This window comes from Bradyrhizobium sp. Ken01, assembly GCF_055807355.1.
Genome location: NZ_JBVVPC010000002.1, coordinates 1 through 23,115 on the forward strand (window position 1 = coordinate 1; position 23,115 = coordinate 23,115).

Here is a 23,115-nt window from a genome sequence, read left to right on the forward strand (position 1 = left end):
AGCCGCCGGAGGCGGTGGCGCGCAAGCGCCAGCCTTGAGGCCGGCCGATCGCCGGGCTACTTCAACACAGTTGCTCCTCGGGGAGCGATGCACTATTGCCCCCGTCGCCCCGCCGATCGCTGATGCGCGCGCCCGGTTGGGCCGCCACATCACCGCGAGGCTTGACGCACAGACCCCGGGCGTCAGGACCACACGACTTCTCCGTCCGCGGACGGTCCCGCCAAAATCGTCGAGGGCTTGCGTGTGCTCACCCCCGATGATCGACGAGCCCGCTCTCCAGCGCCGTGTCGTACGCGTCGCGTGAGGACTCACGGTTGCCCGCCCTGTCATCACGCCGCCCGCGCCGTCGCTGCCGCGTCCATCGCCACCCGGCCCGCATGTCGTGACGGTCGCGAACGCCCCTTTGGCAGGGCCAGGATGGCGCGTGTATGCCACAAATCCGAAATTCGGAAAAGTGAAATGTTTTTCTGCGGCGGGCTTGACGAGGTGTTTTGCCCGACGCCTCGCGGGTGCAGGCCTCTTGCGGCGAGAGGACTTGGGGCAAGCCCGGGGCCTCCTCGTGATTGCGAGCGCAGCGAAGCAATCAGAATCTTTCTGCGGCGGCAGTCTGGATTGCTTCGCTGCGCTCGCAATGACTCCGTGGACACAGCGTGCGCTATCCTTCCATCTCGTGTCCCGGACGCAGGCTGCTCGTTGGAGCGCCGGCGCGTCCCCCGAGTTGCCCGCTCCGCTTACGTCAGATAATCCGGCGTGAAATCCGCGAGCGCGCGGAGCTCGTCGGGTTGCAATAGCTCGATCTCGCTTCCCTCCCAAGCAATCAATCGGCGCCCTCTCAGCTCCTGGATGGTGCGATTGACGTGGACGATCGACAGTCCGCACGCATCGGCGACATGCCGCTGCGTCATCGGCATCTGGAAACGACCGCTCTTGACGAGGCCCACGACCTCCAGCCTTGCGGCGAGCTCGCAGATCAGATGCGCCACCTTTGGCAGCGCCGCCTGTGCGCCGAGGCGCGCAATCCATTGTCGCGAGATCGCCGCATCGATCAGCGTCTCGCGCCAGAACGCACGGGTCAGGTGAATGGAGCCGTCGAGCAGCTGCTTGAGTTGGCTGTGTGCGACGTAGCCGACGATGGTGGGGCCAAGACCGACGAGGTCCGCATCCATCGGCGAGACCAGCAGCGTGTGCAGGCACGGCATGTCGCCGGGAACGTGGAAGGCGAGGATCTGGCTGCGATCGCCGACGATGCGGGCCTGGTAGAGGAAGCCGCTGACGACGAAAACGCAACGAGAGGCATCTTCACCCTGGCGCAGCAGGATCTCGCCGTCGGAGACCTGGCGCAACGTGGACGGCAGACCCGCGATCTGGCGGCGTTCGTCTTCGGAGAGGCCTTCAATCGCCTGGAGATGTGCGATGAACTTCGGGTGCGGCATGGAGAGGAGGAGGTGTTTCAGTCGTCACGCGGCATCGCCGGCTCGAGCAGGCGTTGGGAGAGTTTTGCGATGGTCCAATCGGACACGGGAACCGCCTGGAACTCGCGGATGGCGCGCGCAAGCTCCTGATCCGACATCGGCCGCGCCGGCTCCTTCAACCTTCCATGCAGGAAGGCAGCGCGGATACTGTCCAGGTGCTCGCCCGAATCCGATGCGAACAGGTGGCGAATGCGTTTCAGGATCGTCGTGGGGCTCATGCGAAGGGCGGGCGCAGTCAGCGATCGAGGGATGGTGGGCCCGCGACCCTGTACCGTCGCAAACCGGTAGCAACCTGTGCTTCCGTCTCGCGTTCTAGTCCGCTGTATGCGGGCCCGATGTATCATTTGATCGAACCGGCAGCATTTTTGGCGGGGCGCATGGAGCGTACACATGGAAAAAGCCCATGACGTGCTGATCCGGAACCTGGGCGAGCACACCGCGCTCGCCCAGGAGGATGTCGCCGAAATTCGCGGGCTGACCTTTGTGCAGCGCGAGTTCGCGCCGAATGAGGATTTCATCCGTCAGGGTGACGAACCCGAGCATTCGGCGCTGGTCGTCTCCGGCATGATCGCGCGCTATCATCTGCTCGACAGCGGAAGGCGGCAATATCTCGCGTTCCATCTGTCTGGAGATCTGCCGGACTCCCAGGGACTGTTCATCGACCAGATGGACCATGGCCTCTGCGCCCTCGGGCCCGCCTCGGTGGCGTTCATCCCGCATCGCGAATTGCTCAACGCGTTTCGTCGGCGGCCGACCTTCGCGCTCTCGGTCTGGCGCGAGACCCTGCTCGATGCCGCGATCTTTCGCGAGGCCATCACCAACAACAGCGCCCGGCCGATGCACACGCGCATGGCACACCTGTTCTGCGAGCTGTTCTACCGCGCCCGCGCCGCGCAACTCGTTCGCGGCAATCGCTGCCGCCTGCCGATCAGCCTGGCGCAGCTGGGCGAGACGCTGGGCATGGCGATCGCGACGGTGAACCGGACGCTCGCCGACCTCAGGCGGAGCGGGACCATGGACATGCGCGACGGCGAGCTGATCGTCCTGAAATGGCGCGAACTGCAGCGGCTCGGAGGCTTCAGTCCGACCTATCTGCACTTGAAGCGCCAATCGCCGCCGCATGCGTGAGACCTTAAAGCTAACCGTCCGCGGCCGTGCGTCCCATCACCTCGTCAAAATGCTTCTTCACCCAGTCGTTGCAGGAGCAGGCTCTCGATTCGAGCGCCGGCGCATCCAGGATCAGGATGGCGCCACGGCGTGTCGCGAGGATCCGTCTGGCCTTGAACATCTGGATGACGCGGCTGGCATAGCTGCGGGAGACGCCGAGCATGCCGGCGAGCTGCTCGTGGGTGAGGGGGACCTCGGGGCCGCCGACATGCTCCTGCGCGGAGATGATCCACTTGGCGGCGCGCTGCTCGATCGAATGTGCGGCGTTGCAGGCCGCGGTCTGGAGCAGCTGTGCGAGCCGGCAGTCGGCGTAGCGCGAGAAGACCTGCTGGAGCGTGACCGACCTCTGCTGGGCCTGCTCGAGCCCCCGTAGCGGCAGCCGCATCAGGGTGCCGCCCAGCTTCACGACGATGCGCGAATAGGCCAGCGAGGCGCTGCGGCCGGCGGCAATGCCCACCGCGCCCTCGCGCCCGACGAGCAGGCTTTCGACCTCGCGATCGTCCTCGACCGGCACGGCGAACGACACGAGCGTGGAGCGGCAGGGAAAATGCACCGCCGCGACCTCGTCGCCGGCGTGATACAGGATGTGGCCCGCCTCGAGTTCGAGCGGCTGGAGATGCGGCGCGAGCAGTTCGAAATCGGAGTGGCTGAGCTGCTGGAGAAGATCGTTCTGGGGCCGACCGGTCACATGTCTTGCTCTGGCCGGGAATCGGCACCGGCCAGAACCCTACGTTTCCGTGACGGAGCCGACGGTTCCAAAGTGCACACAAGGCGTTTCTCAGCCGTTGAAAAAGTGGCCTCCGGCTTGCGGAATTCCGGAAAGTTTTGCCGAGGCGCTTGGCCCGCGAGGCAAATGGCGCAGCCGAAACGAGCGGCCTTCAACCTTACGAGCTCTGTGCAGGAGTGCACACAGCAGGGGCGCGGACCGGCGTAGCATCCTCGTCGCGGAGCGCCGCAGCCCGTGCACTCTGCCCGACGGACCGCCGGCCCATATCTCAAATGCCGCCGGGCCGGCGAGCGCGGCCAGGATGTTCATCACCCGAAGTTCATTACCCGAAGCGTGCTTCGCAATCGTGCGCGGGCCGGCTTTTCTCCGCGTGGGCGCGATAGGCATCGATCGCCCTGTTGGCGAGCATCAGTTGCCGGCGTTCACCGGTCCTGAGCTGGGCCTCAATGGCGTCGAGCAGGACGTTCGCCGTCTCGTCCGGAGAGCCGAGCTCTCCGCTCTGCTCCAGGAAGCTCCAGGCGATGAAGAATGCGTTCTCGACGGTGCAGCGAATGGACATGGCTGCCAACGCGGCGCGGCCGTTGCCGTTCCGCGCGACAGACGAATGCCGTGAATTAGCGCGCGTGCCCGCGTTACTTCAGCGAGCTGCTGATCGATGTGAACTTCTTGTTCAGCGTCGCGCCGAGATTGTTGACGACGGCGATGATCGCGAGCGCGATGCCTGCGGCGATCAGGCCGTACTCGATCGCTGTGGCGCCGGACTCGTCGGCGAGGAAGCGGCGAATGGTCTGCATGGTCTTGTCGGGATTCCAAAAAGAGAACCGGCGAGGACCATAATCCGCACAGAGTGGGTTCCCCAATTTGGAACACCGGCTTGCGTCAATTTCGCGTTAATCGCAGCCGGCGGCGATACCGAGCCCGCCGCCTCGTTCTGCTCGCGCATTCTAGTTCTTGAGCACGATGCGGCCGACGACCTTGCCGGCGCGAAGCTCGTCGATCCATGTCTGGACGTCGCCCATCGGCTCCTCGCGCATCGGCGTCGGCTTGATCTTGCCGGCTCGGGCGAGCGCCATCAGCTCGTGAGCCTCGGTGAGCGTGCCGACCATGAAGCCCTCGATGGTCATGCGCTTGTAGACCCATTGCACCATCGGCAACGTGAACTGGCCGCCCATCAGGCCGGAGACCACGATCTTGCCGCCGCGCGCGGCGACAGCGACCGCGAAAGCCATGGACTTCTCGTTGCCCGCGAAATCGACGATCTCGTCGAAGCCGCCATCAGTTTCCTTGAGGATGCGCTTGATCACGTCGGGCTCGGCCGGATCGTAGGCCACCGCCGCGCCGTTCTTGAGCGCGGTCTCGCGCGCCGCACCGCTGAGATCGGCGACCGTGATCGGCTGCTTGAACATGGCCGCCGCGAAGGAGAGGCCCATCATGCCAACGCCGCCGAGACCGATCAGCAGGAGGTTGCGCTGGCGCGGCCGGTCGACCAGGCGCTTGAGCGCGCCATAGGCGGTGACGCCGGAGCACATCAGCGTCGCGGCCTGGTTGACGGGCAGGGGATCGTAGTCGAGCAGATATTTCGCGTCGGGCACCAGCACGTGGGTGGCGAAGCCGCCGTCGATGGAGACGCCGAGAAAGCGCTGCCTGGCGCAGAGGTTCTCATCGCCATTGGCGCAGTCGCGACACTGGCCGCAACCGATCCACGGAAACACCGCCTTCTTGCTGCCGACGAGACCGGCGAACACGTCGGGGCCGACTTCGTCGACCACGCCTGCGATCTCGTGGCCGAGCGTGAAGGGCAGCGTCATGCCGCGCGTAGTATCGAGCTTCTTGCCGCCGCCGAGATCGGCGTAGCCGTCCTGGATGTGCAGATCGGAGTGGCAGAGGCCGCAGCGCTCGATCCGCACCAGCACCTCGCGTCCTTGCGGCTTCGGCGTGTCGACGATGGTCTCGCACAGCGGCGCATCGAACTTGACGAGGGACTGCCGACGCATCAACGCCATATTTCTTCCTCCGAAATTATCTCTCTGTTTCGCTGCGTATATTGGCCAATTCACGGGCCATGGCAACAAAGCCGGAAATCGGAACGGTCTCGGCGCGCCGCGTCGCATCGACGCCCGCAGCTGCGGCGAGCCGCGCGGGATCGGCGCCCAGCGACTTCAGGCTTTGCCGCAGCATCTTGCGGCGCTGGCCGAAGGCGGCGGCGGCGACCTGTTCGAGCAGCTTGCGATCGCAGGCGAGAGGGTTTTCGCGCGGGATCAGTCGCACAACGGAAGACGTAACCTTCGGCGGCGGCACGAAGGCGGACGGCGCGATGTCGAACAGGACCTTGGTCTCGCAGCGCCAGTTGGCGAGCACGCCGAGCCGGCCGAAGGCCTCCTCGTCCTCGCGCGCCACGATGCGCTCGCCGACCTCGCGCTGGAACATCAGGACCATCATGTCGTACCAGGGCGGCCAGGGTTCGGTGGTGAGCCAGCCGACAAGGAGGTGGGTCGCGATATTGTAGGGCAGGTTGGCGACGATTTTTGCTCGTTCGCCCGACAGCAGCGGGCGCGGGTCGAAGGTCATGGCGTCGCCATGCACGATCTCGAGACGGCCGGGATAGCGCGCGGAAATATCCTGCAAGGCGGGGATGGCGCGCTCGTCATGCTCGATGGCGATGACGCGTCTGGCGCCGAGCGCGAGCAAGGCGCGCGTCAACCCGCCCGGACCGGGGCCGATCTCGATGATGGTGGAGTCCTCGAGCGGAGCCGCCGCACGCGCGATGCGCGCCGTGAGATTGAGGTCGAGGAGGAAGTTCTGGCCGAGCGATTTGCGGGCCGACAAAGCGTGCTGGCGAATGACCTCGCGAAGCGGCGGGAGGTCGTCGATCGCACTCATCGGGTTTTCGTAGCCGCCATCCGGCTCGCAAGCTTCAACGCGGCGATCAGGCTCGCCGGATTGGCCTTGCCGGTGCCGGCGATGTCGAAGGCGGTGCCGTGGTCGGGCGAGGTGCGGATGAAGGGCAGCCCGAGCGTGACGTTGACCGCGTCGTCGAAGGCCACCGTCTTGATCGGGATCAGCGCCTGGTCGTGGTACATGCAGACGGCGCAGTCATAGCTGTTTCGCGCGGCTTCGTGGAACATTGTGTCGGCGGGGAGCGGTCCCTTCGCCTCGATGCCGTCGTTGCGCAACGTCTTGATCGCCGGCGCGATCACGGTCTGCTCCTCGTGGCCGAGCGAGCCGTCCTCGCCCGCATGCGGATTGAGGCCGGAAATCGCGATGCGCGGATTGGCGATGCCGAGGCGGGATTTGAGTTCGGTCGCCACGATGCGCACGGTCGAGACGATCAGCTCGCTGGTGAGCTGGGCCAGCGCATCGCGCAAGGAGACATGGATGGTCACGGGCACCACGGCGAGCCGCGGCGACCACAGCATCATCACCGGCTGCGGCACGCGGCCGTCCTCCGCGGCGAGCTCGGCGAGGAATTCGGTATGGCCGGGATGGCGGAAGCCGGCGCGATAGAGCACGCTCTTGGCGATCGGATTGGTGACGACGGCGCCGGCGCGGCCCTCGCGGACATCAGTGATCGCCTGGCGGATCGAGGCGAGGGCGGCCGGCGCGCTCGATGCGTCGGGCTTGCCGGGCTCGGCGCTCGCGGGCTCACCGGTCGCAACCACGGGCAGAGCCTCGGGGAAGGCGGCCTCGGCCTCGCCGGCGCTCACGGAGGCGATCGTGACGTCGGCGCCGAGCGCCTTGACGCGGCGGGCGATCAGCGCCTCATCGCCGAGCAGATAGAAGGCGGGCAGGTCCAGTTCGCGGCGCTTCAGCCAGGCTGCGATGGTGATGTCGGGGCCGATGCCGGCAGGCTCTCCCAGCGTCAGGGCGAGGGGCTTGGCAGGCTGCTGGGCCATCAGCGGTTGCGATACTCGATCATCGCCGCCTTGCGGAGCTCCTCGAGATAGGTCTTCTGGGTCTTCTCGTACTTCTCCTGATACATCTTCTCGCGGACCTCGCGCTTCTTCGGCGTGTCGATCATGGTCGGCTTGCGCGAACACAGCACCACCATCTCGATGCCGGCCTTGGTCATCTCGGGCGCGGTCAGGTGGCCGATCGGCGTGTCGTCGAGGACCTTGCGCAGCGCCTCGGGCAATTCCGCGGTGGTCTTGGTGACGGTGTCGCGTATGGTGGCGTTCGGCGTCGAGCGGAACAACGAATTGGCTTCTTCGCAGCTTCCGACACGCGCGCGATATTGCTCGGCTTCCTTATGCCGCGTCTCCAGGAACGCCTGCGACGAGCCGCGCGGCACGATCAGCACGATCGGCTGCATCTTGTATTCGGTGCCCTCGATCTGCAGCTTGTCGCCGGTCTGGGCCTGCACGGCCTGCGCGACGTCCTTCTCACCGACCAACAGCTTCTCCTTGAAGCGGCCGCGCACAAGGCTGGTCCAGACCATCTCGGCCTTCATGCGGCTCTTCAGGGTTTCGGGGCGGACGCCCTTGACCTCGAGCGACTTGGTGAGCTGGTCCGGCGAGATGCGCATGCGCTGCGCCATGCCCTCGTAGGACTGGTTGATGTCGGAGACGCCGGGGTCGACACCGTATTTCTTGCCTTCCTTCATCTTCACCCGGTCGTCGATCAGCTCGTTGATGACCTCCTGACGGGCCGGTGTCTTCTGCGTCGTCAGCTGGTCGAGCTTGGAGCGCTGCTCGATGTCGAAGTCGGTGATGGGATCGCCGTTGACCATCACGACGATGTTCTGCGCACGCGACGGCGTGCCGACCAGGAGCAGGGCGGTGAGGACGAGGAAGAGGCGGAAGACAGGCAATGGGATCGTCATATTTGTCGCTCGCATGTCAGCCGCGGTGAACCTGCGATCGGGAACACGCGGCCGGCACTTTCAAACCGTTCACTGGAGTCCGCCGCCGGAACTGCTGGTGGTCGCTGTGTTCGCCAGCGTGCGCAGGCCGATCTGGAACATGATCGCATGATTCAGCACGGGCGGCGCCGAGCCTGCGGAATAGCTATACCCAGTTACATAGTTCAAGCCGAGCACAAAACAATCGTCGACGTAGCCGGCACCGAGCACATACTGGTTGATCTTGTTGGCCTCCAGGTCCCAGCGCGCCGAGCCCGTGACCACCCAATTGGCCGCGACCTTGATCGAGCCCGACGTCAGGATGCCCTCGCGGCGGGTCAGATAGCCGAGTTCCGGCTGCGCCGCGTAATTGCCGTACAGCATGCTGACGGACCATCGGTTGAAGTTGGCGCGGCCTTCCGCCTCGAAGCGCTGGATATTCCAGGTCTGCTCGTCCATGCGCGAGCGAACGCTGAACGTATAGGTGCTGTTGGGCGAATAGGCGGCGCTCGCCACATAGTCGGAGCGCGGCCTTTGCAGGCCGGAATCCACGCCGGTGTTGATGGAGTCCTGGACCGCGAAGGAGTTCATGCCGAACAGCTGGTAGGACTGGCCGAACAGCACCTTGACGGCGCCACCCTTGTCGAACTGTGTGGTGGACTGCACGCCGACATTGGCGCGGCCGCCGCCCTCGACGCGGTCGTAGCCGGAGAACTTGTCGACGCTGAACAGGTTCGAGGCGTCGAACACCATGCTCTGGGCGTCCTCGTTCGGGAGCTTGCCGGCATAGGTCTCGTTCGGCCGAATGATGATCTGCGCGATCGGCTCGATGGTGGTCGAACCCCAGGGCTGAACGTTGATGAAGGGGTAGCGGTATTCGAGGCCCACGGTCGGCATCAGGCGGAACGCCTGGGTGTCGCCGACAGGAAGATAGTTCGACACGCCCGGCTGGTTGGAGACCGAGGAGTTGATCGCATCGGCGCGGAGAATGGCGAACGGGGTCCAGATTTCACCGAACGGATCGGTGAAGGACTTGCGCCACTGCGCTTCGGCCGTCAGGCGGGTGTAGGTGCCCGGGAAGCCGCGCAGCAGGCACTGCGACGGCGTGCGCGCGAGCGGATCGGCCGACGCCGTCGTGCACAGGCTATTGGTGTTGGCGAGCGTCGTGATCGGGTCGAACACCGCGGTGTCACGCGACAGGTTCACGAAATTGGTCTTGTAGCTGAACTCGCCGCCGAAGACCGGATAGTTCAGCACGTTCGAATAGTCGATCACGGGGTAGACAACCGGCACCTGGCTCTGGTTGCCCGAGTAACTCAGCCAGTACATCGTGCGCGCGTCGAAGAAGCTGCGATTGCCGACACCGGTCAGGTAAAGTTGCGAGAGTGCATCCGTCGGCAGATACAGGAACGAGCCCAGCGGATCGCGATATTGCGACAACCGATAGTCCGAGAAGAAATAGTAGTCGGACATCAGGACGCCGTCCCAACCCCAGACCCATTTGTCGTTCAGCGCGAACTGACCCTTGGTGTCGACGGCGCCGCGGAACTGCTTGTCGCCAGGCTGGCCGGCGAGCGCGCTCCGATCGAGCTGGTCGATGCCGTAGACGCGGATCTGATAGGCGCCGTCCATCAGGCGCTGGCGGAATTCGGCCTGGAACAGCACGCCCTGCTTGGACGTGATGCGCGGGTTGAAGGTCGCGTCCATGTCGGGCGCGATCGCCCAGTAGAACGGAACCTCGACGCCGTAGCCGAACGGCGTATTCGACGTGAAGCCCGGCATCAGGAAGCCGGTCTTGCGCTTCACCGTCGGGTCGGGCGTCGAGAAATAGGGCATATAGGCGATCGGCACGCCGAAGAACTCGAGCTGCGCCGTCTCGAAATACAGCATCTTCTCCTGCTGGTCGTGGATGATGCGCGCACCCTTGACCTGCCATAGCGGCGGCTTCTTCGGATCGTCCTTGCACGGCGCGCAGGCCGTGTAGACGCCGTTCTCGAACACCGTGTAGTTGCCGCTGGAGCGATCGGAGCGGCTCGCCGCCATGCGGGTCTGGTCGGCCGTGTCGACGCGCAACGAATCGACGAAACCGTCACGGTAGTCGTCGGAAAGGTCCAGGATCTCCGCATAGGTGATCTTGCCGTCGGCATCCGTCATGCGGATGTTGCCTTCGGCATGGAGCCGCTTGGTCTTCTGGTCGTAGATGACCTTGTCGGCTTCGACGCTGGTGCCGTTGTAGAACAGCTGGACGTTACCGACCGCGGAGACGCGCGAATTGTTGTAGTCGTAGTCGACCTCGGTCGCCTGAACCAGCATCTGGTTGTCGTTGACGGCCTTCGGTGGCTTCGCACGCGGCGGCAACGGATTGTAGGTGAAGCTCTGGGCGGAGGCCGGCGCCACGGCGGCGACGTCCATCAGGCCGCCGAGCGATGCCACGGCGGCGACAGCAAGCAGGAACCTGCGAACGGACAAGCCACACCCGTTCGCGCGCACCAATGTGCGCCGCGTCAAACGAGACACGGGCCCTCGGTGGACGGCCGTCACTATCCGTCCTCCTGATACAGCAAGGCCAAAAAGCCGGTGAGGCCGCCCACCACCACGGGCAACCACGCCGCAGCGATCGGATGCATCAACTCAGCCTTGCTCAAATCTTCAGTCACTTTCGACAGAACGTAGAGCAGAAAGCCTGCGCCCACGCCACTCAAAACCATCTTCTGCACGCCGCCCATCCGGAAGAAGCGCAACGACACGGAGGCCGCGAGCATCACCATGGCCGCAAGCAAAAACGGCTGTGCCAGAAGCTTCTGATACTGGAGTCGGTATCCGGCTGTCGCGAAGCCCGAGCTTTCGGACGAGCGGATGTAGCTCGGTAGTTGCCAAAAGGACACAGTCTCGGGTGTGGAAAAACTGTTGCGGACCTGCGCCTCGGTCAGCGTCGTCGGAATCTCCAGGCTGGCCTGATCGACCGGCGGCGAATCCAGCGAGAAGCGGCGAACGCCCTTGAACAGCCAACGGCCGGCCTCGAGCGTCGCCTCGCGCGCCTCGACTCGTTCCTTGAAGTGCTGCTCTGTGTCAAACCGGAACAGCGTGAGCCCCGTGAGCCGGACGCCCTGCTGTTCGCTCCGCGCCGCGTTGATGATGGTCTGGCCGTCATTGGTGACCTGATTGAGCCAGAAGCCGGAGGCGTCCTGAATTCCGCCGCCGGGCGCCGAGCCGAACAGCTCGGCTTCCATGCGCTTGGAGAGCTCGCGCAGATTGGCCGACATCGGATTGTAGGCGACGGTGGCGATCACGCCGATCAGCAGCGCGCTGCCCAGCGCCGGCGAGATGAATTGCCATGCGGAGACGCCGGCGGCGCGCGCGACCACGAGTTCGAGCCGGCGGGAGAGGGCGAGATAGCAGGTCATGGCGCCGATCAGCATGCAGAACGGCGTCAGCTTCTCCAGGAGCTGCGGCACCCGGAACAGCGAGGTCTCGGCCACCATGACCGCGGAGGCGGATGCGAGCCCTGAGGTCTTGCGCACCATCTCGATGTAATCGACCAGCACCAGCAGCAGGAAAATGCTGGCGAACACGCCGAGCGCCGCGACCACGAAACGGCCGGCGAAATAGCGCCCGAGTGTGTTGGTGAGCATGCTCATGCGGTGGCCGGCCGTCCGAACAGCCGCGCGATGCGTGCGTTCGACCTGTTGATGGCCTCCATGAGGCGCGGCGGCGGTTCGACCACGAGGCCGCCAATGATGATCGCCAGCCCGATGCCGATGGCACCAATGACCATCGCATATTGGACCAGCACCGCGCCCGGCGATTTCACCGCCATCACCGAGCAGGCAAAGCCGGCCATGCGCAGGCCGAACACGGCGAGAATCGATGAGCCGATCGAGAAGTTGCGGCTCTGGCGCGTGGTGCGAGGCGCCCCCAGAAACGCGAAGGTCAGCACGGCAAAGGCGAAGGGATAGATCGGCGCCAGCAGGCTGTCATGCAGGGCCGAGCGGAACTGGCCGGGAATCTGCTTGTAGACGGGATCGTCCTCGGACGGCGAGAGCAGCTCCCAGAGATAACGCTCGCGGATTCCGAGGGTGACGTCGCGGCCCTGGCCCGAGAACTTCGACATGTCGAAGCCGTAGCGGCCGAACGCCACCAGCGCGGGATCGCGCTTGCCGGCCTCGAAGCGCTGGAGATTGCCGGTCTCCAGCACCAGGAACGATCCGTTGTCGTTCTTCACGACTTCGCCATGCTCGGCGACGATCGAGACCCGCTCGTTCGGATCGCGGCGGTCGTCGATGAAGATGCCGGCGAGGATGCCGCCGGGCTGGCGTTCGCGAATCCGGATCGTCAGGTTCTTGTCGAGCTGGGCGAAGCGGCCGGGCTGCAGGATGTTGGTGAGCACGTCGGCGGTGATTTCGGCGTCCCACTGCTTGATCCGCCGCATGCCGTCGGGAGCGAGATAGGCCGCGATGAAGGCGACCAGCAGCGCCACCACGCAGGTGGCGTAGAAGAACGGATAGAACAGCCGGAACGGCGAGAAGCCGGCGGCATTCATCACGATGATCTCGGAATCGGTCGCGAGCTTGTTCAGGGTGTGCGAGATCGCGATCATCAGCGCGATCGGCGAGATGATCAGGACCAGCGCGGGCACGACGAGGCTGGTGATGCCGAGGAAGGTTAGGATGGTCTGACCCTGGCTCGTCATCAGGTCGATGCCGCGCAACGCCTGCGTAATCCAGATCACGCCCGTGAGGCTGACCAGGACCAGCGCAAACGACGCGAGCGTCGTGCGGAAGATATACCTATCGATTGACCCCATGCGCTACCGCACGAATCCCACCAAGTCCCCAATTCCGGCCGGAATTCCGGCTGTCCAACCAATCCCCGCAAGGGGATCCCCAAGGTCGGCCAGCCATCTCATCCGCCGGCTTACTCTCTCAGTACCATCCCTTTGATCCGTCAACAAAATGGCTGCCCCGTGGCACCCTCAATATATGGTTAATATTTCCCTCGTTGTGGCCCCTCGGCCACGGGGGTGCTTGGCATCTGCCGGGCCGGTGGCCCATAGTGCGGCACGCTCAGTGAATCGCCGTTCAGCTCCGGCCCGTGGCCGGGACCGCCGATCGGTAAAAAGCGCAATGTTTTTGAGGAGTTATTCATGTCCGATGCCATCAAGGTCGGCTTCGTTTCCTTGTCTGCCGCCGTCCGTGGCATCATGGTCGTGTTCTGCGACGACACTCTGAAGCTCGGCCCGGCGACTGCCAAGGCGCTCGGCGGGGCCACCGAACTCGTGAAGCGGGCGGCGGCCGCCGCCGCCTTCAAGGGCAAAAGCGGCGTGGCGCTCGACATCCTTGCGCCGGAGGGCGTGAAGGCCACCCGCCTGATCGTGATCGGCGCCGGCAAGGCGACCGGCCTGAAGGCTAACGACTTCCTCAAATTCGGCGGCGTGGCGGCAAGCAAGCTTCCGGCCGGGGCGGCGGCCATGACCATCATGGCGGAACTGCCCAATGGCGCCATGACGAGCGAGCAGGCGGTCGCGATCGCCTCGGGCCTGCGGCTGCGCACCTACAAGTTCGACCGCTACAAGACCAAGAAGAAGGATGGAGAGGAGGGCGGCTCGCGCGCCGACGTTTCGCTTGCGGTCGGCGATGTCGTCGCCGCGAAGAAGGCGTTTGCATCGGCCGCTGCGATCGTCGATGGCGTGATCATTGCGCGCGACCTCGTCAACGAGCCGCCGAACGTGCTTTTTCCCGAGGAGTTCGCGCGCCGCGCAGGCCTGCTCCGCAAACTCGGCGTCAAGATCGAGGTGCTCGACGTCAAGGCGATGGACAAGCTCGGCATGGGCGCGCTGCTAGGCGTCGGCCAGGGCTCGGCGCGGCCGAGCCGTACTGTGATCATGCGTTGGGACGGCGGCAAGAAAGGTGAGGCGCCGGTTGCCTTCGTCGGCAAGGGCGTCTGCTTCGACACCGGCGGCATTTCGATCAAGCCGGCCGGCAGCATGGAGGACATGAAGGGCGACATGGGAGGCGCGGCCTGCGTCGTCGGCCTGATGCATGCGCTCGCAGCACGCAAGGCCAAGGTCAACGCCGTCGGTGCCATCGGCCTCGTCGAGAACATGCCGGACGGCAACGCGCAGCGCCCCGGCGACATCGTCACCTCGATGTCGGGCCAGACCATCGAGATCATCAACACCGACGCGGAAGGCCGCCTGGTGCTTGCCGATGTGCTCTGGTACGTCGCCAAGAAGGCCAAGCCGAAATTCATGGTGGATCTGGCGACGTTGACCGGCGCCATCGTGGTCGCGCTCGGCACCGAGCATGCCGGCATGTTCTCAAACAATGACGAACTTGCCGAGCGGTTGCTGGCGGCCGGCATCGAAAGCGGCGAGAAGGTCTGGCGCCTGCCGCTTGGCCCTGAATACGACAAGCTGATCGATTCCCAGTTCGCCGACATGAAGAACACCGGCGGCCGCCATGGCGGCTCGATCACCGCGGCGCAGTTCCTCCAGCGCTTCGTGGACGGCACGCCCTGGGCGCATCTCGACATCGCCGGCACCGCCATGGGGGCGCCGAAGACCGACATCAACCAGAGCTGGGGAAGCGGCTATGGCGTTCGCTTGCTCGACCGTCTGGTCGCCGACCATTACGAACGCAAATGACCCGAGATGACTGAAGTCCTGTTCTACCATCTGCAAAACATGACGGTGGAGAACGTGTTGCCGCCGCTTCTCGAGAAATCGCTCGAGCGCGGCTGGCGCGTCGTGGTGCAGTCGACTTCGCCGGAGCGCGCCGATGCGCTCGACGCCCATTTGTGGACCTATCGCGACGATTCCTTCCTGCCCCACGCGACATGGCGGGTGAGCGACGCCGCCGATCAGCCGATCGTGCTTGCGGTCGAGGAGGACAATCCGAACGGTGCCAATGTCCGCTTCCTCGTCGACAACGCTGCGCTGCCGCAGGACGCCCAGGGCTATGAGCGCATGGTGCTGCTGTTCGACGGGGACGATCCGGACGCGCTTGCGTTTGCCCGGAGCGCCTGGACGGATTGCAAGGCGCGGGGATTTGATGTCACCTATTGGCAGGCCGACGAGCGGGGCCGATGGCAGAAGCGGAGTTAGCGGTCGCTCGCAATTAATGATAATTTGCACTTTTCGGGGGATGATGGCTTTTGTCACCTTCGTGCCGCAAAGTGGTGTTGGTACAATTGCTTAGGGCCGATCCTTCACTCGGGGAATTTAGTTTATCGTGCGACATCAAAAGCTTCCCAGCTCGCTCATAGTTGCGTTGGCGGCCGTAGCCCCGCTGGTCGCGGGCTGTTCGGGCGGGACCGATCTGTTGTCCAGGGATGCCCAGTGGTTCAACACGCCCAGCCGCCTGTTCATCAAAAGCATCTCGATCGAGTCGCCGCCGCTGACCCCCGACAAGCCGGTTGGGGCCGAGGATCTGGTCAGTGCCGACGGGGCTTGTGCTGGTATGGCGCCGCCGCCTGGGCCGGCTGATGCGAATGCGTCGACGACCGCGCCGGCTCCCATGGGCGGCACCGTCGCGCTCGGCCACACCGAATGCGATGTGGTGCGCGGCATCGGCGCGCCCTCGAGCGTCAACCTCTCCGGTGATGCCGCCGGCAGGCGCGTTGCGGTCGTGACCTGGACGACCGGTCCGCGCGCCGGCATCTACACCTTCACGGCCGGTCGCCTGTCCTCGATCGAGGGCACGCCGGAAGCTCCGGTCATGCCGAAGGCGACCAAGCCGAAGCCGAAGAAGAAGTCGGCGGCGTAACGGGTTGGCCTTTTGCCCTGATGCTGGTTGCAGCTGTCGCTGCAATCGGCCGCGTATGCTTGCCCCCAACCTCAAGCGATTTTGCATCCATTGATTGCGATGGGCGGGCGTGAACCGTGATCTCTCCGTTCGCGCTCGCCGGCGATCTTGTTCGCGAGTTTCGACATCGCGGATGCCGACCTTCGCCAAAGCGCCTTCATTGCCTCGAGCCGCGTTCTTCCGCGCGCGTTGAAAATCACGGGGGCGTTACGCGTGATCCGTGATCACGCGATTCGTGATGAGAGAGCCTTCGCATCCGCTTTCGAAAACTGCCCCGAAGCAAAACTGGAGGAAATCTCCAGAATAATCACGCGCGTCTCAAGCAACGGTTCAAGAATGTCATGTGCGCGAATGCTACGCACCGAGGGGAGGGGCTAGGTCGGAAGGATCATTTGGATGTCCATTACCTCTGTGTTTTCCCCGGTTACGGGGCAGCTCACCATTTTCGGCGACAGCGCGAATAACGGCCTCGTGATAAGTCGCGACAAGTCCGGCCGCATCCTGGTCAATAACGGGCACGTGAAAACGGTTGGTGGCGAACCCACCGTCGACAACACCACCGCGATCGACATTTTCGGTCAAGGCGGTGACGACACGATCAGCGTCGACGAATGCCACGGCCCGATGCCGGCGGTGCACATCTTCGGTGGCGACGGCAATGACAGGATCACGGGCGGCTCGGGAGCCGACCTCCTGTTTGGTCAGGCCGGCAACGATTTGATCAAGGGCGGCGGCGGCAATGATCTGCTGTTCGGCGGAGCGGGTAACGACATCCTCGACGGCGGCAGCGGCGACAACCAGCTGTTCGGCGAGGCCGGCGACGATGTCATGATTTGGAATCCCGGCGGCGGCACCAACCTGTTCGAGGGTGGTGAGGGCAACGATACGGCTCAGGTCAACGGAAGCAACGCCGCCGAGACGTTCACGATCACGGCGAACGGCACCCGTGTGCGGCTCGACGGGACGGGCGCGGCGCCGTTCTCGCTGGACATCGGCACGACGGAAAATCTGGTCGTGCACGGTGGCGGCGGCGACGATGTCATCACCGCGGGCAACGGGCTCGGCACCCTGATCTCGCTGACGCTCGATGGCGGCGCCGGCAACGACAGGATCATCGGCGGCGACGGCAACGACCTCATCATCGGCGGCAGCGGGGACGACATCGTCAATGGCGGACGCGGCAACGACGTCGCCCAGCTCGGGAGTGGCGACGACACTTTCATCTGGAATCCCGGTGACGGCAGCGACACGGTCGAAGGCGGATCGGGCAGCGACAAGCTGCTTTTCAATGGCGCCAACATCAACGAGACCATCGACATCTCGGCCAATGGCGGCCGGGTGCGCTTTACCCGCGATGTCGCCAACATCACGATGGATCTCAACAGCGTAGAGCAGATCGAATTCGATGCGCGGGGCGGGGCGGATAACATCAACGTCGGCGACCTCACCGGGACCGGCGTCAAGCAGGTGCTGGTCGATCTCGGAGCCGTTCCGGGAGGGACGCAGGGCGACGGCGCAGCTGATACGGTGACCGTCAACGGCAGCAACGGCAATCAGCACATCGATGTCACGGCCACGGGCACAACGGTCACGGTCACGGGGCTGCCGGAGCTCGTGACGATCGCAAATGCAGAGGCCGGCAACGACCGGCTGATCGTGCAGGCGCTCGGCGGCAACGACGTGATCGATGCATCTACGCTCGGCGCGGTGATCGGGCTGACCATCGACGGCGGTGCGGGCAACGACACCATCACCGGCAGCCAGGGAGCCGACACCCTGATCGGCGGCGACGGCAACGACAAGGTCATCGGCGGCCGCGGCAATGACGTCGCGCTTCTCGGCGCGGGCGACGACATCTTCACGTGGAATCCCGGTGACGGCAGCGACGTTGTCGAAGGCGGCACGGGAACCGATACGCTGGTGTTCAACGGCGCCAATGTGGCCGAGAACATGTCGATCTCGGCGAACGGAACCCGTGCGCTTCTCACCCGTGACGTCGGCGCTATCGTCATGGACCTCGACGGCATCGAGCACGTGCAGATCGCGGCAGCAGGCGGCGCCGACAACATCACCGTCAACGATCTGACCGGGACAGGAATCACGCAGGTTGCCATCGACCTCAGTGCCGGCCCCGGCAGCCAGAGCGGCGACGGAGCGGCGGACCGCGTGACCGTGAACGGCACGACCGGTGACGACAACATATCGGTGTTGACCTCCGGCGGATCGATCGTGGTCAACGGTCTCGCTGCGCAGGTGACGATTGCGCATGCGGACGCCGGTGATGTGCTCGGCATCAACGGCGGACAAGGCAATGACGTCATCGATGCGTCTTCCATAAAGGCGGGACAGTCGTTCATCCTCAACATCAACGGCGGCGACGGCAACGACACCATCACCGGCAGTGCCGGCAACGACATCGTGAACGGCGGACGTGGCAACGATTTCGCCAATCTCGGCGCGGGCGACGACACCTTCGTCTGGAATCCCGGCGACGGCAGCGACACCGTCGAAGGCGGCAAGGGCACCGACACGCTGGCATTCAACGGCGCCAATATCAGCGAGACCATCAACATCTCGGCCAATGGCGGCCGGGTGCTGTTCACGCGGGATGTTGCCGCCATTGCGATGGACCTGAACGGGGTCGAACATGTCGACTTCAATGCCCTCGGCGGTGCCGACAACATTACGGTCGGCGACCTCTCCGGCACCGGCGTGAGTCAGGTCGACCTCGATCTCGGCGCCAATGACGGCGCCGCGGATACCGTGACCATCAACGCAACCGGCGGCAACGACGTCATCACGGTGACCGAGCACGACGGCATCATCACGGTGTCGGGGCTTGGCCAGGACATCAACATCACCGATGCCGGCGCCGGCGACAGGATCGTCATCAACGGTCTCGATGGCGACGACGTCATCACGGCTTCCGGCTTGCACGGCGGCATCCAGCTCGTTGCCAATGGCGGCAACGGCGACGACGTGCTGATCGGTAGTCCCGGAAACGACACGCTGGCGGGCGGTGCCGGTGATGACGTGCTGATCGGCGGCGGCGGCCTCGACATCCTGGACGGCGGCACCGGCAACAACGTCGTCATCCAGGGCGGAGCGCTCGCGGCCGCGATGCTGCTCAACCAGGCCATGGCGGCGAGCTTCGTCCCGGCAGGTGAGGGCAACGGCGAGATGCCGCTGCCCGATCCGCACGCGGCGCAGAGTCAGGTGCTCGCACCGCCGCAGCACGCCTGACAATAAGGCCTGATGGGATGAGCCTCACTAGCGCCCCGACGGAGGTGCGTTCCCTCTCCCCTTGTGGGGGAGGGTTAGGGAGAGGGGTAGCCCAGGAAAAGGTGCCGATGGTTGAAGATGGGGTGATAGCGACCGAACGACGGAAACAATCCCCGTGGGGCACCCCCCTCCCTGTCCCTCCCCCGCAAGGGGGGAGGGAACGGATGGAGCGCTGTTGCTGGCCAAGCTCGATTCGACTTCACGCCATTGCGTTCTCGCTGCATCGGACCGGAGAACGCTCATGACGACGAACGCGGTCTCCACCGATACGGGGCTCGATGCGTTGCTGACGCTGCTGCATCTGCAGGGTGTTGCGGCCGATCGCGAGCAGCTCAGGCACCGGCTCGGCGCAGCAAGTTTCGGCGCAGCGGATATCGTCCGCTGCGCCAGGTCTCTCGGGCTTAAAGCGCGAACCTATCGAACGCAGTGGAGCCGTCTGTCAGACACCCCGCTGCCTGCGATCGCGATGCTGCGGGACGGCGGCTTCATGGTCATCGCAAAGGCCTCCGCCGACAAGGTGCTGGTGCAGTCTCCGGAGGCTAGCGCCCGGTGCTGATGGATCGCGACGAGCTGTGCGCGATCTGGGACGGCGGCTTGATCCTGATGGTCCGGCGCGCCGGCCTGTCCGACCTCGGTCGGCACTTCGATATCACCTGGTTCATCGGCGCGATCGGCAAATACCGGCGGCTGCTGAGCGAGGTGCTGGCGGCTTCGTTCTTCCTCCAGCTTTTTGCGCTGGTCTCGCCGCTGTTCTTCCAGGTCGTGATCGACAAGGTTCTGGTGCACCGCTCACTGTCCACGCTCGACGTCCTCGTCATCGGCCTCGTCGTCGTCTCCCTGTTCGACACCGTGCTCGGGATCCTGCGCAATTACCTGTTTGCGCACACGACCAACCGGATCGACGTCGAGCTCGGGGCACGCCTGTTCCACCATCTTCTGGCGCTGCCGATGGCGTGGTTTCAGGCCAGGCGCGTCGGCGATTCCGTGGCGCGGGTTCGTGAGCTCGAGAACATCCGCAATTTCATCACCAGCTCGTCGCTGACGCTTCTCATCGACCTGGTCTTCACCTCGGTGTTCCTCGCGGTGATGTTCGCCTATTCGGCGCAGATGAGCTTCATCGTGCTGGCGTCGTTCCCGTTCTACATCGCGATCTCGGCCGTGGCGACGCCGCTGTTTCGCCGCAGGCTGGACGAGAAATTCCGCCGCGGCGCGGAGAACCAGGCCTTCCTGGTCGAGAGCGTCAGCGGCATCGAAACGCTGAAGGCGATGGCGGTCGAGCCGCAGATGCAGCGTCGCTGGGAAGAGCAGCTCGCCGGCTATGTTTCCGCAAGCTTCGGTGTCACCAGCCTCGGCAACACGGCAAGCCAGCTGGTGCAGCTCGTCAGCAAGGTCGTCACCGCCGCCATTCTCTATGTCGGCGCCAGACTGGTGATCGGTGACGCCTTGACCGTCGGCGAGCTCGTGGCCTTCAACATCTTCGCGGGGCGGGTGTCGGCCCCGGTGCTGCGGCTCGCGCAGGTCTGGCAGGATTTTCATCAGGCGCGACTGTCGATCGCGCGGCTCGGCGACATCCTCAACAGCGCGGCGGAGCCGGCTTACTCCGCCGCCCGCGCGGGGCTGCCGCCGATCCGGGGCAACATCCGCTTCGAGCACGTCTCTTTCCGCTACCGGCTCGATGGGCCGGAGATCCTGCACGATGTCTCATTTGACATTCCAGCCGGACAAACCGTCGGCATCGTCGGATCGTCCGGCTCGGGCAAAAGCACCTTCGCCAAGCTGGTGCAGCGGCTCTACGTTCCGCAAGGCGGCCGCGTGCTGGTCGACGGAATGGATCTGATGACGACCGACCCGGCGGGGCTCCGTCGGCAGATCGGAATCGTGCTCCAGGACAACATGCTGTTCAACCGGTCGGTGCGCGACAACATCGCGCTGGCTGATCCGAGCCTGCCCATAGACCGCATCATAGACGCGGCGAAGCTGGCGGGCGCGAATGATTTCATTCTGGAGCTCCCCGAGGGCTACGATACGGTGGTCGGCGAGCGCGGCTCGACGCTCTCGGGCGGGCAGCGCCAGCGCATTGCGATCGCCCGCGCGCTGGTGGGCAATCCCCGGATCCTGATCTTCGACGAAGCCACCAGTGCGCTCGACTATGAGAGCGAGCGGATCATCCATGACAACATGAAGGAGATCGCGAAAGGCCGCACGGTCCTGATCATCGCGCACCGTCTGTCCACCGTCCGCGGCGCCGATCGCATCTTCACCCTGGAACGCGGCCGTCTGGTCGAGGACGGCACGCATGATGCGCTGATCAAGACCGGCGGCCGCTACGCCGCCCTGCATCGTCTCCAGGGAGGCATTTATGAGGTCGGCTAGCACTGTGCCGGCCCCGCGGCCGGAGCAGACCGTGATCCCGTTCCGGAATGGAAAGGGTCGGCGCGCCGAGGAAGTCGCCTTCCTGCCGGCGGCGCTGGAAATCACGGAAACCCCGCCGTCGCCGATCGGCCGCGCCATCGCAATGGCCCTGATGCTTCTCGTCTGCGCGGCGCTGGCCTGGTCGGCTTGGGGCACGATCGACATCGTGGCGTCCGCAACCGGCAAGGTCGTGTCGAGCGGGCGAAGCAAGGTGGTCCAGCCGTTCGAGACCGGCGTGGTGCGCGCCATTCACGTGCAGGACGGGCAATCGGTCAAATCGGGCGACCTGCTGATCGAGCTCGATCCGACCGTGAACGCCGCGGAGCGCGATCGTCTGCACGACGATCTCATGGCCGAGCGGCTCAACGTCGCGCGCCTCCGCGCCGCATTGACGGGCGGCGAAGGGGCGTCCGCCGATCTCGTCGTACCAGAGGACGCCGATCCCATGCTGGTCGCGACGCAACGGCAGCTCCTCGCCAATCAGGTCAGCGAGAACAGGGCCAAGCTCGCGGCGCTGGCGCGTCAGGAAGCGCAAAAGGAGGCCGAACATCAGACGATTGCGGCGACGATTCACAAGCTTGATGCGTTGCTGCCGGTCACCCAGCAGCGTGTCGAGATTCGCAAGACGCTGATGGAGAAGGAGATCGGCTCGAAGCTGACCTACTATGAGACCCTCCAGCTCCAGATCGAGCAACAAGAGGAGCTTCGCGTCCAGAGCAGCCGCTTGAAGGAGGCCGATTCGGCCGTCGCCGCGATCCGGGAGACCCGCATTCAGGCCTTGGCCGAGTACAGGAAAAGTCTCTCCGACGAGCTTGCCAAGAGCGAACAGAAAGCCAATGGCGTCGCACGCGATCTGATCAAGGCGCAGCAGAGGACGAGGCTTCAGCAACTGACGTCGCCGGTCGACGGCGTCGTGCAGCAGCTCGCGGTCCACACTGTGGGCGGCGTGGTCACGCCCGCACAGTCGCTGCTGGTGATCGTGCCGACCGATACGCGGCTCGAGATCGAGGCGATGATCTCCAACCGCGATATCGGATTTGTCGAGGTCGGGCAGGGCGCCGCCATCAAGATCGACACTTTCAATTTCACCCGCTACGGGCTTCTCGCAGGCCGGGTCCTGAGCGTCTCGCAGGACGCCATCATTCGCGACCGGCCTCAGGAGCGCGGGAGCGACCGTGCGCTTGGGACGCAACGCGACAGCAGCGAGCCCAGCGGGCAGGAGTTGAGCTACAGCGCCCGCATCTCGCTCGATCGCAGCCAGATGCAGGTGGACGACCGCCTCGTCAACCTGTCGCCGGGAATGGCGGTGACCGTCGAGATCAGGACCGGTTCGCGCACCATCCTGAGCTACCTGCTATCGCCGCTGCAGCGCTACCGGCACGAGATCATGCGGGAGCGCTAGTTCCCGCATAATGC

The 23,115-nt window shown here is 64.9% G+C and carries 18 protein-coding genes and 1 pseudogene; 7 read left to right on the plus strand and 12 right to left on the minus strand.

All coding sequences use genetic code 11. The features are described from left to right. Window positions 1–731 precede the first annotated feature (731 nt). Together AC0L3S_RS01965 and AC0L3S_RS01970 are read right to left on the minus strand one after the other, a co-directional pair. Window positions 732–1,433, minus strand: a complete 702-nt coding sequence (locus AC0L3S_RS01965; RefSeq protein WP_473257194.1) for a Crp/Fnr family transcriptional regulator — start codon at window positions 1,431–1,433, stop codon at window positions 732–734. Window positions 1,434–1,450: 17 nt separating this feature from the next. Then, window positions 1,451–1,690: a hypothetical protein gene (locus tag AC0L3S_RS01970; RefSeq protein ID WP_473257192.1), complete on the minus strand. Its 240-nt coding sequence runs from the start codon at window positions 1,688–1,690 to the stop codon at window positions 1,451–1,453. Between the two features lie 172 nt (window positions 1,691–1,862). Here AC0L3S_RS01970 and AC0L3S_RS01975 point away from each other — a divergent pair, with 172 nt between their 5' ends. After that, entirely contained in the window at window positions 1,863–2,600 is a 738-nt protein-coding gene (locus tag AC0L3S_RS01975) for a Crp/Fnr family transcriptional regulator (protein ID WP_473257189.1), read from the plus strand. 10 nt (window positions 2,601–2,610) lie between these two features. Here AC0L3S_RS01975 and AC0L3S_RS01980 read toward each other — a convergent pair whose 3' ends face one another. The 10 genes from AC0L3S_RS01980 to lptF form a co-directional block, all read right to left on the minus strand. Beyond that, entirely contained in the window at window positions 2,611–3,327 is a 717-nt protein-coding gene (locus AC0L3S_RS01980; RefSeq protein WP_473257187.1) for a Crp/Fnr family transcriptional regulator, read from the minus strand. A gap of 361 nt (window positions 3,328–3,688) precedes the next feature. Then, window positions 3,689–3,925 carry a hypothetical protein gene (locus AC0L3S_RS01985; RefSeq protein ID WP_007609339.1) on the minus strand — a complete coding sequence of 79 codons (237 nt, stop codon included), beginning with the start codon at window positions 3,923–3,925 and terminating at the stop codon, window positions 3,689–3,691. A gap of 73 nt (window positions 3,926–3,998) precedes the next feature. Beyond that, complete coding sequence (locus AC0L3S_RS01990) at window positions 3,999–4,160, minus strand: Flp family type IVb pilin (protein ID WP_007609340.1); 162 nt, start codon at window positions 4,158–4,160, stop codon at window positions 3,999–4,001. Window positions 4,161–4,310: 150 nt separating this feature from the next. After that, the gene (locus AC0L3S_RS01995) at window positions 4,311–5,369 is read right to left on the minus strand and encodes an alcohol dehydrogenase (protein WP_473257185.1); all 1,059 of its coding nucleotides are present in this window, start codon (window positions 5,367–5,369) and stop codon (window positions 4,311–4,313) included. 16 nt (window positions 5,370–5,385) lie between these two features. Continuing rightward, a complete protein-coding gene (gene rsmA, locus AC0L3S_RS02000) occupies window positions 5,386–6,246 on the minus strand; it encodes a 16S rRNA (adenine(1518)-N(6)/adenine(1519)-N(6))-dimethyltransferase RsmA (RefSeq protein ID WP_473277938.1) in 861 nt (286 codons plus the stop codon). Further along, window positions 6,243–7,259, minus strand: coding sequence for a 4-hydroxythreonine-4-phosphate dehydrogenase PdxA (gene pdxA, locus AC0L3S_RS02005; protein WP_473277939.1), 1,017 nt, complete (start codon window positions 7,257–7,259; stop codon window positions 6,243–6,245). The genes rsmA and pdxA overlap by 4 nt, the downstream gene beginning before the upstream one ends. Further along, a complete protein-coding gene (locus AC0L3S_RS02010; protein WP_473257179.1) occupies window positions 7,259–8,185 on the minus strand; it encodes a peptidylprolyl isomerase in 927 nt (308 codons plus the stop codon). The genes pdxA and AC0L3S_RS02010 overlap by 1 nt, the downstream gene beginning before the upstream one ends. 69 nt (window positions 8,186–8,254) lie before the next feature. Then, window positions 8,255–10,744 (minus strand): LPS-assembly protein LptD, encoded by a 2,490-nt coding sequence (locus AC0L3S_RS02015; RefSeq protein ID WP_473257176.1) that lies wholly within the window; start codon window positions 10,742–10,744, stop codon window positions 8,255–8,257. Then, on the minus strand, window positions 10,744–11,841 hold the full coding sequence (gene lptG / locus AC0L3S_RS02020; RefSeq protein ID WP_027569681.1) for an LPS export ABC transporter permease LptG: 1,098 nt from the start codon (window positions 11,839–11,841) through the stop codon (window positions 10,744–10,746). Before lptG ends, AC0L3S_RS02015 begins: the two co-directional genes overlap by 1 nt. Beyond that, window positions 11,838–13,007, minus strand: coding sequence for an LPS export ABC transporter permease LptF (gene lptF / locus AC0L3S_RS02025; RefSeq protein WP_007609351.1), 1,170 nt, complete (start codon window positions 13,005–13,007; stop codon window positions 11,838–11,840). Before lptF ends, lptG begins: the two co-directional genes overlap by 4 nt. Window positions 13,008–13,346: 339 nt before the next feature. Between lptF and AC0L3S_RS02030 the strand changes: the two genes are divergently transcribed. The 6 genes and pseudogenes from AC0L3S_RS02030 (at window position 13,347) to AC0L3S_RS02055 (ending at window position 23,101) form a co-directional block, all read left to right on the plus strand. Beyond that, the gene (locus AC0L3S_RS02030; RefSeq protein ID WP_473277940.1) at window positions 13,347–14,846 is read left to right on the plus strand and encodes a leucyl aminopeptidase; all 1,500 of its coding nucleotides are present in this window, start codon (window positions 13,347–13,349) and stop codon (window positions 14,844–14,846) included. A gap of 6 nt (window positions 14,847–14,852) precedes the next feature. Then, a complete protein-coding gene (locus tag AC0L3S_RS02035) occupies window positions 14,853–15,305 on the plus strand; it encodes a DNA polymerase III subunit chi (RefSeq protein WP_007609353.1) in 453 nt (150 codons plus the stop codon). A 166-nt stretch (window positions 15,306–15,471) separates the two neighbouring features. Continuing rightward, a complete protein-coding gene (locus AC0L3S_RS02040) occupies window positions 15,472–15,966 on the plus strand; it encodes a hypothetical protein (protein WP_473250758.1) in 495 nt (164 codons plus the stop codon). A gap of 435 nt (window positions 15,967–16,401) precedes the next feature. After that, complete coding sequence (locus AC0L3S_RS02045) at window positions 16,402–19,248, plus strand: beta strand repeat-containing protein (RefSeq protein WP_473277941.1); 2,847 nt, start codon at window positions 16,402–16,404, stop codon at window positions 19,246–19,248. A 280-nt stretch (window positions 19,249–19,528) separates the two neighbouring features. Next, window positions 19,529–21,660: pseudogene (locus AC0L3S_RS02050) on the plus strand (type I secretion system permease/ATPase). Continuing rightward, window positions 21,647–23,101, plus strand: coding sequence for an HlyD family type I secretion periplasmic adaptor subunit (locus AC0L3S_RS02055; RefSeq protein WP_473257166.1), 1,455 nt, complete (start codon window positions 21,647–21,649; stop codon window positions 23,099–23,101). Before AC0L3S_RS02050 ends, AC0L3S_RS02055 begins: the two are co-directional and overlap by 14 nt. Window positions 23,102–23,115 lie beyond the last annotated feature (14 nt).

Excerpts from the sequence above, each read along its gene's own strand:
- AC0L3S_RS01965 (WP_473257194.1), bottom strand. The coding sequence starts at position 1,433 with ATGCCGCACCCGAAGTTCATCGCACATCTCCAGGCGATTGAAGGCCTC.
- AC0L3S_RS01970 (WP_473257192.1), bottom strand. The coding sequence starts at position 1,690 with ATGAGCCCCACGACGATCCTGAAACGCATTCGCCACCTGTTCGCATCG.
- AC0L3S_RS01975 (WP_473257189.1), top strand. The coding sequence starts at position 1,863 with ATGGAAAAAGCCCATGACGTGCTGATCCGGAACCTGGGCGAGCACACC.
- AC0L3S_RS01985 (WP_007609339.1), bottom strand. The coding sequence starts at position 3,925 with ATGTCCATTCGCTGCACCGTCGAGAACGCATTCTTCATCGCCTGGAGC.
- AC0L3S_RS01990 (WP_007609340.1), bottom strand. The coding sequence starts at position 4,160 with ATGCAGACCATTCGCCGCTTCCTCGCCGACGAGTCCGGCGCCACAGCG.
- AC0L3S_RS01995 (WP_473257185.1), bottom strand. The coding sequence starts at position 5,369 with ATGGCGTTGATGCGTCGGCAGTCCCTCGTCAAGTTCGATGCGCCGCTG.
- rsmA (WP_473277938.1), bottom strand. The coding sequence starts at position 6,246 with ATGAGTGCGATCGACGACCTCCCGCCGCTTCGCGAGGTCATTCGCCAG.
- pdxA (WP_473277939.1), bottom strand. The coding sequence starts at position 7,259 with ATGGCCCAGCAGCCTGCCAAGCCCCTCGCCCTGACGCTGGGAGAGCCT.
- AC0L3S_RS02010 (WP_473257179.1), bottom strand. The coding sequence starts at position 8,185 with ATGACGATCCCATTGCCTGTCTTCCGCCTCTTCCTCGTCCTCACCGCC.
- lptG (WP_027569681.1), bottom strand. The coding sequence starts at position 11,841 with ATGAGCATGCTCACCAACACACTCGGGCGCTATTTCGCCGGCCGTTTC.
- lptF (WP_007609351.1), bottom strand. The coding sequence starts at position 13,007 with ATGGGGTCAATCGATAGGTATATCTTCCGCACGACGCTCGCGTCGTTT.
- AC0L3S_RS02030 (WP_473277940.1), top strand. The coding sequence starts at position 13,347 with ATGTCCGATGCCATCAAGGTCGGCTTCGTTTCCTTGTCTGCCGCCGTC.
- AC0L3S_RS02035 (WP_007609353.1), top strand. The coding sequence starts at position 14,853 with ATGACTGAAGTCCTGTTCTACCATCTGCAAAACATGACGGTGGAGAAC.
- AC0L3S_RS02045 (WP_473277941.1), top strand. The coding sequence starts at position 16,402 with ATGTCCATTACCTCTGTGTTTTCCCCGGTTACGGGGCAGCTCACCATT.
- AC0L3S_RS02055 (WP_473257166.1), top strand. The coding sequence starts at position 21,647 with ATGAGGTCGGCTAGCACTGTGCCGGCCCCGCGGCCGGAGCAGACCGTG.